12 protein-coding genes are annotated in these 12,830 nt (G+C 38.1%); 10 read left to right on the top strand and 2 right to left on the bottom strand.

Annotated features, from left to right (window positions below; all coding sequences use genetic code 11):
* Window positions 1-10: 10 nt before the first annotated feature.
* Window positions 11-991, bottom strand: coding sequence for an alpha/beta hydrolase (locus ACLHG9_RS01185; RefSeq protein ID WP_410219715.1), 981 nt, complete (start codon window positions 989-991; stop codon window positions 11-13).
* Between the two features lie 66 nt (window positions 992-1,057).
* On the opposite strand from ACLHG9_RS01185, the gene ACLHG9_RS01180 reads away from it, so the two are divergent.
* Both ACLHG9_RS01180 and ACLHG9_RS01175 read left to right on the top strand, forming a co-directional pair.
* Window positions 1,058-2,032, top strand: coding sequence for a polyprenyl synthetase family protein (locus tag ACLHG9_RS01180; RefSeq protein WP_410219714.1), 975 nt, complete (start codon window positions 1,058-1,060; stop codon window positions 2,030-2,032).
* Window positions 2,032-3,087, top strand: coding sequence for a TerC/Alx family metal homeostasis membrane protein (locus ACLHG9_RS01175; protein ID WP_410219713.1), 1,056 nt, complete (start codon window positions 2,032-2,034; stop codon window positions 3,085-3,087). Before ACLHG9_RS01180 ends, ACLHG9_RS01175 begins: the two co-directional genes overlap by 1 nt.
* Window positions 3,088-3,089: 2 nt before the next feature.
* Here the strand turns inward: ACLHG9_RS01175 and ruvC are convergent, their stop codons facing one another.
* Entirely contained in the window at window positions 3,090-3,653 is a 564-nt protein-coding gene (gene ruvC, locus ACLHG9_RS01170; RefSeq protein WP_410219712.1) for a crossover junction endodeoxyribonuclease RuvC, read from the bottom strand.
* 42 nt (window positions 3,654-3,695) lie between these two features.
* Between ruvC and ACLHG9_RS01165 the strand changes: the two genes are divergently transcribed.
* From ACLHG9_RS01165 to ACLHG9_RS01130, 8 genes are all read left to right on the top strand, one after another.
* A complete protein-coding gene (locus ACLHG9_RS01165) occupies window positions 3,696-4,673 on the top strand; it encodes a hypothetical protein (RefSeq protein WP_410219711.1) in 978 nt (325 codons plus the stop codon).
* Complete coding sequence (locus ACLHG9_RS01160; RefSeq protein ID WP_410219710.1) at window positions 4,651-5,787, top strand: glycosyltransferase family 2 protein; 1,137 nt, start codon at window positions 4,651-4,653, stop codon at window positions 5,785-5,787. The genes ACLHG9_RS01165 and ACLHG9_RS01160 overlap by 23 nt, the downstream gene beginning before the upstream one ends.
* A gap of 2 nt (window positions 5,788-5,789) precedes the next feature.
* Complete coding sequence (locus tag ACLHG9_RS01155; RefSeq protein ID WP_410219709.1) at window positions 5,790-6,875, top strand: ABC transporter permease; 1,086 nt, start codon at window positions 5,790-5,792, stop codon at window positions 6,873-6,875.
* Window positions 6,876-6,921: 46 nt separating this feature from the next.
* Window positions 6,922-7,533 (top strand): ribonuclease HII, encoded by a 612-nt coding sequence (locus ACLHG9_RS01150; protein ID WP_410219708.1) that lies wholly within the window; start codon window positions 6,922-6,924, stop codon window positions 7,531-7,533.
* A gap of 2 nt (window positions 7,534-7,535) precedes the next feature.
* Complete coding sequence (locus tag ACLHG9_RS01145; RefSeq protein WP_410219707.1) at window positions 7,536-8,741, top strand: glycosyltransferase; 1,206 nt, start codon at window positions 7,536-7,538, stop codon at window positions 8,739-8,741.
* A 104-nt stretch (window positions 8,742-8,845) separates the two neighbouring features.
* Window positions 8,846-9,433 (top strand): YceI family protein, encoded by a 588-nt coding sequence (locus ACLHG9_RS01140; protein ID WP_410219706.1) that lies wholly within the window; start codon window positions 8,846-8,848, stop codon window positions 9,431-9,433.
* Between the two features lie 313 nt (window positions 9,434-9,746).
* Window positions 9,747-11,075 carry a site-specific integrase gene (locus ACLHG9_RS01135; protein ID WP_078794938.1) on the top strand — a complete coding sequence of 443 codons (1,329 nt, stop codon included), beginning with the start codon at window positions 9,747-9,749 and terminating at the stop codon, window positions 11,073-11,075.
* Between the two features lie 647 nt (window positions 11,076-11,722).
* Complete coding sequence (locus tag ACLHG9_RS01130) at window positions 11,723-12,796, top strand: DUF932 domain-containing protein (protein ID WP_054281033.1); 1,074 nt, start codon at window positions 11,723-11,725, stop codon at window positions 12,794-12,796.
* The last annotated feature ends 34 nt before the right edge of the window (window positions 12,797-12,830 follow it).

Raw genomic sequence — 12,830 nt, 5'->3', positions numbered from 1 at the left:
CAATCTTTTTTCAGAGTTTCATTTTGCTAATGAAATCGTTAATAGCTTTTTCAACACCGGGTACATCTTTAGAGGTAATATATGAGCCGATTACATGATTTTGTGTATTAGGGAGCGCAACTTTCATTTTTTTATCTTGCTGAGTGCCCAGCTGGTCGTACATCTTAAGCATAGCGTTAACCTTCACTACCGGATCCTGATGTTTGTCATCTTTAAAATAATAAAGTAATAAAACCGGTTGATGCACTTGAGCAAACAGCTCTTTATGCATGGTTGTTTCTACCAGTTCCTGTAACTGAACTACCGATTCCAAACGATAATGAGTGTACCAGTATTTGCGGTACAGTTCATTATTGCCTGAAGTTTTACGTTCTTTTCCTCCCTCTACCAGACGAGCCATCTGCAAGCCCCAGGGCATGGTTAGTAACCAAGCTTTATTATCATTGATAGCGATATTTGGCGAAAGTAGTATGATGCTGTTCACTTCAGGATAATTTGCCGCCAGTTGTAAAGCCAAAGTACCTCCTGTTGAGGTCCCCACTAAAATTACTTTTTTGCCCAATTGCCTGCCTATAGCATAAGCTTCTTTGGCCGATCTCCACAAGCGCTCTGCCGTAAAATACTGCATAGGTGAAATAGTATCAATACCATGATCGGCTAAACGGCTGAGGTAAAGATTTGCCTTTAAACGTTTGGCTAAGTTCAGGTGTACCGGACTGCCCTCTTCTTTGCTAGCAGAAAATCCATGCAGATAAACAATGGCGTACTCTGTTTGGTTATGGGCAGAATCTGCCCAAATAATTTCTGCTTCATTTCCAGGTTTAATTTTATGCTGCTGATCATTCTTCTGAATAAACCTTGGCAATAGATCTATAGAAGGAACAACAGGTAAAGCAGTATTATATATAGGTTGCGAAGGTCTTGGCCCAAAAAAGTAAACCGCCAAAATAATGGCTATGAATGCAATGGATAGCTTTTTATAGTTTTTCATAGTAATAAGTTACATAAAAATACGCTTTTGGAGGAATTTAACTAAGTTTGCAATCAGATTTTTAACATGAAGCCCGGATTAGACCAGATTAAGCAACCTATTGCAGCAGAAATCGATGCGTTTGAGATCAAGTTTAAAGATTCGATGCGCAGTGATGCGCCCTTACTTAATAGAATTACCCACTACATCGTAAAAAGTAAAGGCAAACAAATGCGTCCGATGTTTGTATTTTTTGCTGCTAAATTATGCGGAGGTATACAGGAATCTACACATCGCGGAGCGGCCTTGGTTGAATTGCTTCATACTGCCACACTGGTACATGACGATGTAGTTGACAATGCTTATGAGCGCCGTGGTTTTTTCTCAATCAACGCTTTATGGAAAAACAAGATTGCCGTTTTAGTAGGCGACTATCTGTTAGCTAAAGGTCTTTTACTCTCGGTAAACAATAATGAATTTACTTTGTTAAAAATAGTATCCGAAGCGGTACAACAGATGAGTGAAGGCGAATTGTTACAGGTTGAGAAAGTACGCCGAATGGACATTAGCGAGGAGCTTTATTTTAACGTAATCCGTCAAAAAACGGCGTCGTTAATTGCTTCATGCTGTGCCTGCGGAGCTGCATCGGCTGGAGCTGATGAAGCAACTATCGAAAAGATGCGCCTCTTTGGTGAAAAGGTGGGTATTGCTTTCCAGATCAAAGACGATACTTTTGATTTTGGAACAGATGATGTGGGCAAACCTTTAGGCATTGATATTAAAGAAAAAAAGGTAACCTTACCTCTGATTTATGCACTTAACCATAGTAACAGAGCAGAACGTAAACATATTATCAACCTGGTAAAAAATCATCAGGACGACCCTAAGAAAATACAGGAAGTTATTGATTTTGTGAACAGCAAAGATGGTGTACATTATGCCAACCAGAAAATGCTCGAATACCAGCAGGAAGCTTTTGAAATTTTAAATCAGTTTTCCGAGAGCGATGCCAGAGTCGGATTAGAGCAATTAGTTAGATATACCACCGAGAGAAAAAAATAATGTCGAGCGAACTTTTATTCATTACAGGCTTCTTACTTTTTATAGTACTGATCCTTGCACTTGATTTGGGCCTTTTTAGTAAAAAAGACCATGTGATCAGTTTAAAGCAAGCAGGCATTATGAGTTTTGTAATGGTCATATTGGCATTGAGCTTTTACCTGTTGTTGGTTTTAAAGGGTGAATATCTACACGGCATTCATGATTATGGTAGTTTAGCAGAAGTGGTAAAAAATCATAAGCATCCCATAGAGTTAATTCCAGGTAATTTTGATGCAAGCTTACGTCTGTACAAGCAAAACTTAGGCCTTGAATTTTTAACCGGATATGTTATAGAATACGCGCTTTCTGTAGATAATATCTTTGTAATCGTACTTATCTTCTCGGCATTTGCTGTACCTGAAAAATATTATCACAGAGTATTGTTCTGGGGTATTTTAGGCGCTATTATCATGCGTTTCATCTTTATTTTTGCAGGTGCTGCACTGATCAACAAGTTCGACTGGATCTTGTATGTTTTTGGCGCTTTCTTATTGTTTACCGGAATAAAAATGTTCTTATCTAAAGATGAGGAAGAAAAAATAGATACCCAAAATCATCCGGTGGTTAAATTTGCCTCTAAATTCTTCGCTATCCATCCACATTATGTTGGTAATCATTTCTTTCACAAAGTAGACCATAAGAAAATGATCACCCCTTTATTTCTGGTACTGCTCATTGTGGAGTTTACCGACCTCATCTTTGCCGTAGATTCAATACCAGCAATTTTTGCAGTTACCAAAGACCCTTATATCGTTTTCTGTTCTAATATTTTCGCCATTATGGGCTTAAGGTCTATGTTCTTTTTACTGGTGAACATCATTCATAAATTCCATTACCTGAAAACAGGATTAGCCATTTTGCTGGCTTTTATAGGCATTAAAATGCTGGGCCATGGTTATTTAAAGGCATGGGGCTTTACTACCGAGCATTCGTTGATTATTATTGTAGCCATTTTGGCTATTAGCATTATAGCTTCATTGGCTTTCCCTAAGAAAAAAGGAATTAAGACTAACTAGCTTTACCTTAACCGTTTCTTATTATCACTCATAAAAGCTTCCCATCCCGTATAAGTCTTACTTTTACCGCCAGAAGTAATTTTTTGAAAAGAGTGACAAACCGCTACCGCCAAACCATCTGTAGCGTCTAAAAATTCAGGAGTTTCTTTAAAATTAAGCAGACGTTGTAACATAGCTGCTACTTGCTCTTTGCTGGCGGTTCCTTGTCCGGTTATAGATTGTTTTACCTTTCTTGGGGCATATTCGCATACCGGTATATTTTTGGCCAAAGCCGCAGCCATAGCTATGCCCTGTGCTCGCCCTAATTTTAACATTACCTGTATATTCTTACCGTAAAATGGCGCTTCAATGGCTAAGGCATCTGGATTGTATTGTTCAATTAATGCGGTTGTTTTTTCAAAGATACGTTGCAGTTTCAAGAAATGATCATCCAGGTAATCCATTCTTACTACACCCAGGCTCAGCAGTTCCATTTTATTTCCTTTTTCTAAAATAACACCGTAACCCATAATGGCCGTACCGGGGTCTATTCCCATGATAATACGTTCCTTTTTTTCAACCAACATAAAACAATATTAAGCATATTTGTACATACAAACGTTAATATTTTGACATCAGGCCTTAAAAAATCTTTTTCCTTATTACTTAAAATAGCTATTGTAGCATTTGCTTTTTGGTTCATTTATACCAAACTGATTAGCAATAATGACCTTAAAAAGTTTGCAGCCCTTATTCAAAGCATCCCTGTATCAGAAGTTTACCTGTATTTAGGTGTTGTTTTTATACTCATGCTTATTAATTGGGGCTTAGAGGCCGTTAAGTGGAAAAGACTGATTGCTCAGGTAGAACAGATCTCATTATGGCGGGCTATTGAATCTGTATTTTGCGGTTTAACCTGGGCTATCTTTACACCCAATCGCTTAGGCGAATATGGCGGCCGGGTTTTCTTCTTATCACCCAAAAGGCGTATTGCCGGTGTGGTCGTCATGACAGTCGGTAATATTGGTCAACTGGTATTAACCAACGTATTTGGAGCCATTGCTATTTGCATTTTTGTTTATCGTTTCACCACTTTAGAACCTATTTTGTTCTTTGCACTATGTGTACTGGCCTTTGCTTTTGCCGCATTCTTTTTGGTTTTCTATTTCAATATCAAATGGGTTAACGGCATTCTACTTTCTATAAAATTTACCCGAAAGTACAAAAGGTTTTATGCCTTTCTGGCTCGCTACAAAAAAACTGAATTGTTTAAAATATTGATGATCTGCCTGATACGTTATATCGTTTTCACGTTTCAATATCTCATCATGTTTATGTGGCTGGTACCTTCACTTGCCTTTACAGATATTTTAATGTTAGTACCCATTTTATTCTTTGTACAGTCATCGCTACCCTCATTAGACCTGTTTGATATCGGCATAAGAAGCGTAACAGGTTTATTTTTCTTTAAGTTTGTTACGCAGCAAAATACAGCAGTTGTGGCATGTATTGCAAGTATCTGGCTGATCAATATTATAATTCCTGCTATATTAGGCTCTTATTTTGTATTTAAACTCAATTTCTTTGGAAATACTCAGCGTAATTAATTATTTCTCTGCTTTTTTAGCCGTTATTTATGTGCTTGTGGTCTGTTTTTTTATTATAGGCTGGATTCGCATTAAATATTACCGACCTACTACCAAAACCGGCAATACAATGGTATCTATTATTATTGCGGCACGTAACGAAGAAGATAAAATTGACGCTACCATAAATGATGTACTGGACCAGAATTATAACAAAGACCTCTTTGAGCTGCTTATCATAGACGATAATTCTACTGACAACACCCCATCAATCATCAGTTCTTATGCGGATAAAGGTGTTATTCTGCTTCAGTTGAAAGAAGACAAGCTAACCAATTCATACAAGAAAAAAGCCATACAAACCGCAATAGGACAGGCCAAAGGCTCATTGATTATTACCACCGATGCCGATTGCCGTATGGGACCCGATTGGTTAAAAACCATTGTAAATTATTACGAAGAGAACGGTTTCAAAATGATTTCTTCACCGGTAGCCTATTTTCAAGAAAAGAATTGGTTCGAAAATGCTCAATCTCTTGAGTTTTCATATTTAATAGGTTTGGGGGCATCAACTATTGGCAACAAAAATCCAAGTACTTGTAATGGTGCAAACTTGGCCTATGAAAAAAAAGCATTTTTTGAAGTCGGCGGATTTAGGGGTATTGATGATCTGGCATCAGGAGATGATGAACTGCTTTTGCATAAAATGGCAGCGCTTTATGGTAACAAAATAGGATTTCTAAAAAACAGAGATGCAATAGTTTATACCCATGCCAAACCCAATTTAAATGAGTTTATACAACAACGCAGGCGGTGGGCATCTAAAAGTACCCGATACAAAGAAAAATCAGTGATTATTTTAGGCGTGAGTATCTGGCTATTTAACCTAAGTATTATCGTTAACGCTTTATTGGCTATATTTTTCCCTGAATCTCTGCCCTTTTTAATCTTTCAGTTAGGTATTAAATTCGTTGCAGAGTTTATTTTTCTCTATAAAGTAACCGATTTTTTTAAACGCAGAGCACTGCTGGTTTTATTGCCGGTTTTAACCCTTTTGCATATAATTTACATTGTTTATATTGGCATCGCCGGAAATTCAGGCAAATACAACTGGAAAGGAAGAATGGTTAAGTAATAATGAGCAACAGCCCATCAAAAAAAATCTGGATTAAATTTAAGCGCAATAAGCTGGCTGTAGCTGGCTTAATTTTTATCTCTCTTTTGGTCATCTTAGGTACTTTAGGTTATTTGATCACTCCAGATCAAACACCTTATGCCAACACCATGCACCTGCAGCTGAGCAATAAAAAACCGGGCAGATCGTTTGAGTTTCTGATCATCAGCCGCAACGACAAAGTGAAGCAGATTAATTTCTTCAACAAAATGCTTTTCGGCCAGGAAGCCAACTTTAAAAGTATTCCCATTACTTCTTACAGGGTTAGCCAGAATAAAGTTTATGCCCGCGAGTATATTGGTGATGACGAACAGGCAGAAGAAAAAGCCTATCCTTTAGTAAACGGAGAAAACACTTATAAGCAAACTTTCTATTTAGGTACGGATATTTATGGCCGCGATTTATTGAGCCGCCTTATTTTAGGCATCAGAGTTTCGCTTTCTGTAGGTTTAATGGCTGTTATCATCTCTCTCTTTATTGGAGTGGGCTTAGGTGCCATTGCCGGTTATTTTGGAGGAAAGGTTGATGCCGCCGTAAGTTGGTTCATGAACGTGATATGGTCTTTGCCTTCACTCTTATTGGTTATAGCCATTTCATTTGCATTAGGCAAAGGGTTTTGGCAAATATTTATTGCCGTTGGCCTTTCTACATGGGTTGATGTAGCCCGCTTAGTTCGCGGACAAGTGATGGCCTTAAAGCAAGTTGAGTTTGTTGAAGCTTCAAAAGCCTTAGGCTTTTCAACTTCACGCACTATTGTAAGACATATTTTACCCAATATAGCTGGCCCTATTTTAGTGGTGGCTTCTGCAAATTTCGCTTCTGCAATCTTATTAGAAACTGGTTTGAGCTTTTTAGGTTTTGGCGCCCAGCCACCAATGCCAAGCTGGGGCGGTATGATTAAAGAACATTATGGCTACATCATTATGGATGCCGCTTATTTAGCTGTTCTACCAGGTTTGGCTATTATGCTTACCGTATATGCCTTTAATCTGGTAGCCATTAGTTTACGTGATGCCTTTGATGTTAAAGGACAAAACGCAAGTATATAAGCACTATTTAGATATTCAAATACAAATAAGTATTAATTTTGCATTCATGCTGCTAAACTGTTACCAACAAGATCTGATTGAGGCCGGTTGTGACGAGGCCGGAAGAGGCTGCCTTGCAGGTCCTGTTTTTGCGGCTGCTGTTATCCTTCCTAAAGATTTTTATCTGGAAGGACTGGATGATTCAAAAAAACTCAATCATAAACAACGCGAAACACTCAGGCCCTTAATTGAAGAGCAGGCCCTTGCTTGGGCTGTGGGCGTAGTAGATCATCAGGAAATTGACCGTATCAATATCTTAAATGCCTCTTTTCTGGCTATGCACCGGGCCATTGAACAGCTTAAAATTAAACCCGGTTATTTAATCATTGATGGTAACCGCTTTAAAAGCTACCCAGATATTCAACATAGTTGCATCATTAAAGGTGATGGAAAATATTTAAATATTGCCGCAGCCTCTGTTTTAGCTAAAACGCACCGTGATGCTTACATGAACGAAATCGACAAGCTTCACCCAGAATATGAATGGAGAAAAAACAAAGGCTACCCCACCATTACACATCGTAAGATAGTAATCGAACAGGGCATGTCGCCATTTCATCGAAAAACCTTTCAAGTTAGTTCTCCGCAGCTCAGCATTAACTTTATTGAAGAAGAGTAATTATGAAAGCGCTTTTGCTAACCAACAGGGTCCCTTTTCCACCTAATAACGGATATTCTATTGTGGTTTACAATACAATTAAAGGCTTGTTAAAGCAAAATGTAGAAATCACATTATTCAGTATTAATAGTTCAAAACATTATATTGATGTAGATGATATTTATGATCCTGTTTTTGAAAAAATAGATTTCCATTCTTACCACATTAATACAGAGGTAAATATATGGGGTGCATTCTTCAACATTTTCTCATCAGATTCTTACAATGTTTCTCGCTTTTATAGCGAAGAAGCCGCAAAACTGCTGGAAAATATCTTACGTGAAAAAGAATTTGACATTATACAATTTGAAGGCCTATTTGTTGTTCCCTATCTCGATACGGTAAAAGCGCTTAGCCATGCCCGGTTAATTTATCGTGCACACAATATAGAGCATGATATATGGGAGCGGTTAGCCATAAAAGAACACTTCAGGCCCAGAAAAAAATACCTCGAATTTTTAGCCCGCCGTCTTAAAATATATGAAACCGAACAAATAAATCGGTTTCACCAGATTTTTGCAATCAGCCAACGTGATAAACAGAAATTTGTATTGATGGGATGTCAAACCAGATTAGATGTTTTTCCGGCAGCGATAGACCTAACAAAATATAGGGTTGATGCTTCTAAAACGGTGTACCCTACTTTGTTTCATTTAGGTGCCATGGACTGGAGACCTAATAAGGAAGGATTAGCCTGGTTTTTAGATGAAGTATGGCCCGATATAGAAAGTCTTAATCGCGAACTCCGCTTTTATATAGCCGGAAAAAATATGCCAAAAGATTTTTTTGAGTATGATTCTGAAAATCTTATCGTAGAAGGTGAAGTGTTTGATGCCGTTGATTTTATAAACAGCAAGGCAATTATGATTGTGCCTATTTTAACCGGTACAGGTATGCGTGTAAAAATTATTGAAGGTATGGCTATGCAAAAATGTATCATTGCCACTACAGCCGCGGCAGAAGGTATAGAATACCAGCATAAAAAGAATATTCTCATAGCCGATACTACAGATGAATTTTACCGTCTGATTTTACAATGCTTAACACAGCCCGGCATTATACAGGAAATTGGCATTAATGCCCGTATTACTGCAAAAACCAATCATGATATTTATCTAATCACAGAAAAAATGTACGAATCTTATAAAAGTTTAGTGGAAACAGCTTAAATCTATCATCATCTTTAAACCATAATTAAAAAAAGATATCATACATCAATAAAAATAACCGTTCTAACAAATAGCTTTGCACAAACTAAAAATCCTGATAAAAAATGAAATTAAAAAACTCTTTAAGCTTAGCATTAGCTCTTGTAGCTAGTTTTGCATTTTTCGCTTTTACAACAAAGCCTACTGCTTACACTGTTGATGTAGCAAAATCAAGCATCACTTGGGAAGGAAAGAAATTTGCGGGTTCTCATAATGGTACAGTTAGCTTAACCTCTGGTACTTTAGGCTTTAACGGCACCAATTTAGCAGAAGGTAATTTTATAGTTAACATGACTTCTATTAAAGACGCCGACGGAAATGCCAGTTTAGAAAAACACTTAAAAGCAGACGATTTTTTCGGGGCAGATAAATTTCCATCTGCATCTTTCGCTATTAAAAAAGTAGAAGGTAAAGGAGCTAAAGTAAATATAACTGGTGATTTAACCATTAAAGGCGTTACCCAATCTGTTACTTTTCCAGCAAACATTACTTGGAACCCAGATAAAACTGTAACTGCTACCGCAGAAAAAATTAAAATAGACAGAACTAAATACGGTATCCAGTATAAATCAAAATCAATTTTCAGCAACATTGGCGATAATTTCATCTATGATGAGTTTATCATCAACGTAAAACTTGTTGCGAGCAAATAATTGCAAACAAAAAAAGAAAGATCCGGTTTTTAATTAACCGGATTTTTTTACAAAAAAAGATTAGATAAAAGCAAAAATAAGCAAAACGGCGAAGTCCGTTCAAACACAGTAGTTTATGAAACTCGGGGCTAAAGTTGGAAGTCTCTGTACTTTAGTTTTTGGGCTTAAAAAGACAGGGTTAGGTTACTAAATCGTTACTGGTTACCGCCCAACCCCGACTGATATAACAGATTATATTTCAGTCTTTTGCACTTCTTTTCATCTTCCCTTGTAACTCATTGAAATTTAATTTTAAACATTAAACAATTGAGTTATGGAACAGTCGAAAAGGTCAACGTTTAAGCTACTTTTCTACCTAAAGAAAAACGAGCCTAAGAAGAACGGAGCAGTTGCTATTATGGGGCGCATCACAATTGATGGAAAGCCCGCATCTTTCAGCACCAAGCTGGAAATCCACCCTGATAATTGGGATTTGAAACATGGGCGTGTATTGGGGAAAAGTACCCAAGCACAAAGCACCAATAAGAAATTAGATGATGTACGCCTGCGAATTGACAAGCATTACGAGGAATTGCTCAAATACGATGGCTTTGCTTCTGCACAGAAATTGAAGCTGGCATTTTTAGGCGTGGGCGTTATGGAAGAAGCTATTCTAAAAGTATTCCAAGCCCACAACGATGATTTTGCCAAGATGGTTGCTAAAAAGGAACGTTCCCAAAGCACCTACGACAAATATAAAGTCGTGTACAACCATCTTTCCGAATTTATCCAGCTACGCTATTTAAGAACAGACATGGCTTTCAAAGAGCTTACCTCTGACTTTATCCGTGAGTTTGATTTTTACCTGCGTATAGACAAGGAATGCACCCACAATACAGTTTGGGTTTATACGATGCCTGTATTGCGAATGGTAGAGCTGGCAATGAAAAAGGGTATGATACGCAATAACCCTTTCGAGGATTACGAAATTACCATGAAAGAAACCGACAGGGGGTTCTTACTGAAAGAGGATGTAGAAAAGATTATGCTTTGCAGTCTTCCCAAACCAAAGTATGAACTTGTACGTGACCTGTTTATTTTCAGTTGCTTTACCGGGCTTTCTTATGCAGACATCAAAAAACTGAAACGGAGCAATATTCAGAATTTCTTTGACGGACACCAATGGATTATCAGCCGCAGAAAGAAAACCGATGTTTCTTCCAATGTGAGGTTATTGGAAATACCCAAGAAAATCATTGAAAAGTATTTGGGTACAACTAAGGACGAGTTTGTGTTCCCTATTCCGTCAAACGCTACCTGCAATGCTCATGTACTTAAAATCACGGAAGCCGCAGGAGTTGTAACAGAACAAAAAGTTACTTTCCATACAGCCCGACACACGTTTGCCACTATGATACTGACAGCAGGTGCATCACTTGAAAGCGTACAAAAGATGATGGGGCATACAAACATTACCACTACTCAAATCTATGCCAAGATACTTAACGAAAAAGTAGGTATGGATATGGACATTGTTGCAAGAAACCTAAAGGCAATGGAGGTTTCATTTAGTGCCATGCAAACGGAGCCTGTTTCGCAGGAGGAAATTATTTCTAATGCTGTAATTGTTATGGATAAAGAGGAATTGGAAATTGCCATATAGCAAGAGTTTGTAACGTAATGAAAGAGCAGGATTTTACCGTCCTGCTTTTTTTGTTTCCATATCTGACCCCAAAGCACATTTAATGCCCTCCACACATATCTTTTCACTTAAAAGAACTTTGTTGGGTGTTCGGATAAAGCCTATTGAAAAATAACCCTGCATAAGCCCACACAATTATTTTTCAATACCCTTTATGTGGCTTTCACAACCACGCATTGAAAAACAGTGTTTGAATATTCTGTGAATTGGAAGTAGAATTTTCATCCACCTGGAACCATTGCCAATGCCATCTTCATTGCTTCCACGGTTTTTTATTCAAAGAGCCAGTATGCCGTTTTGTTCCGTTTCAAGAGCAAAGGTATTTCCGTGTTCTTAACGCCGCCAAAAGGTCATGCAAGTTTGGAAAAAAATCTCCACCCTTTGGGTAGTATTTATTTTCCAAAACCTTGTGTCGGCTAAACACTAACCTTTTTCTGCTCGTGAAACGAAACATAGCATACTCCGGCTCTTTAGACGAATAAAAAAAATGTCAGGTATGAAGATTAACAGCATTGGAAATGGTAATAGGGAAACGAAACAGCACCTCCTCTCATTACCGAATAAATCAAAAAAAATCAATTCAAAACAATCATTAAAAAATAAAAATCATGGCACACAATCTAAATTTCAACAACAGAACAGGACGTTATTCATTCTTTAGCGTAAAAGAAAAAGCATGGCATGGATTAGGACAAATCGTACAAGACTACCCCACAAGCGAGGAAGCAATAAAACACGCAGGGCTGGATTATGAAGTAGTAAAAAGTCCACTGTACACCACCGGCTCAAACATCATAGAAACTGCACAGGGTATCGAAATAACAGACAATCAACTCCACGTACCGAACTACTTTGCCAATATCCGAAGCGACAACAATGCCGTATTGGGTGTAGTGGGCAAGGATTACCATATCGTACAGAACCGTGAAGCCTTTGCTTTCTTTGACGCAATTATAGGTGGAGGCGATGGCATATTGTATGAAACAGCCGGAGCATTAGGTAATGGAGAACGCATATTTATCACTGCAAAGTTGCCTGACTACATCCGTGTAGGAAACGGTGATGATGTTACAGAAAAATACATCTTCTTAACAACAAGCCATGACGGTAGCGGAAGTATTACCGCAGCATTTACCCCTATCCGCATCGTTTGCCAAAATACCTTAAATGCTTCACTTCGCAACATGAGTAACGTTGTACGCATTAAACACACCGCAGGAGCTAAACAGCGGTTAGAAAATGCTCACAAGGTTATGGGGCTGGCTAACACTCTAAGCAACCAGTTGCAAGATATTTTCAACACATGGGCTAAAGTAAGGGTAACGGACAGAGAAATAAGAAAGCTAATCGAGTTGGCATTATGCCCTAACAAAGAAACCTTAACTCACTTAGAAAAAGGTAACTACGATGAAATTTCCACTGTGTTTAAAAACACTGTTGAAGATGCTTTTGCGTACGCCATGATTAGCGACACACAACAAATGGACACAACCAAAGGTACATTGTTCGGAGCATATAACGCCGTTACAGGTTACTACCAAAATGTACGCAATTACAAGAGTGGGGAAGCGAAGCTGGAAAGCATTGTAATGGGTGGAACAGCACAACTAAAAACACAAAAGGCTTTTGACTTATGCACAGCCTTTGCACAAAACGGGGCAGATATTTTCAGTTTTAATTAATCAATCACAGGCGACCGCCTTTGCAGGCGGTCGC

It is taken from the genome of Pedobacter sp., assembly GCF_046462515.1.
Lineage (GTDB): Bacteria > Bacteroidota > Bacteroidia > Sphingobacteriales > Sphingobacteriaceae > Pedobacter.
Note: the sequence above shows the minus strand (reverse complement) of the source record. Positions and strands in the feature narration are given on the sequence as shown.

Coding starts and splice junctions, on each gene's coding strand:
- ruvC (WP_410219712.1), bottom strand. CDS start 3,653: ATGTTGGTTGAAAAAAAGGAACGTATTATCATGGGAATAGACCCCGGT.
- ACLHG9_RS01180 (WP_410219714.1), top strand. CDS start 1,058: ATGAAGCCCGGATTAGACCAGATTAAGCAACCTATTGCAGCAGAAATC.
- ACLHG9_RS01135 (WP_078794938.1), top strand. CDS start 9,747: ATGGAACAGTCGAAAAGGTCAACGTTTAAGCTACTTTTCTACCTAAAG.
- ACLHG9_RS01140 (WP_410219706.1), top strand. CDS start 8,846: ATGAAATTAAAAAACTCTTTAAGCTTAGCATTAGCTCTTGTAGCTAGT.
- ACLHG9_RS01130 (WP_054281033.1), top strand. CDS start 11,723: ATGGCACACAATCTAAATTTCAACAACAGAACAGGACGTTATTCATTC.
- ACLHG9_RS01150 (WP_410219708.1), top strand. CDS start 6,922: ATGCTGCTAAACTGTTACCAACAAGATCTGATTGAGGCCGGTTGTGAC.
- ACLHG9_RS01155 (WP_410219709.1), top strand. CDS start 5,790: ATGAGCAACAGCCCATCAAAAAAAATCTGGATTAAATTTAAGCGCAAT.
- ACLHG9_RS01175 (WP_410219713.1), top strand. CDS start 2,032: ATGTCGAGCGAACTTTTATTCATTACAGGCTTCTTACTTTTTATAGTA.
- ACLHG9_RS01145 (WP_410219707.1), top strand. CDS start 7,536: ATGAAAGCGCTTTTGCTAACCAACAGGGTCCCTTTTCCACCTAATAAC.
- ACLHG9_RS01185 (WP_410219715.1), bottom strand. CDS start 991: ATGAAAAACTATAAAAAGCTATCCATTGCATTCATAGCCATTATTTTG.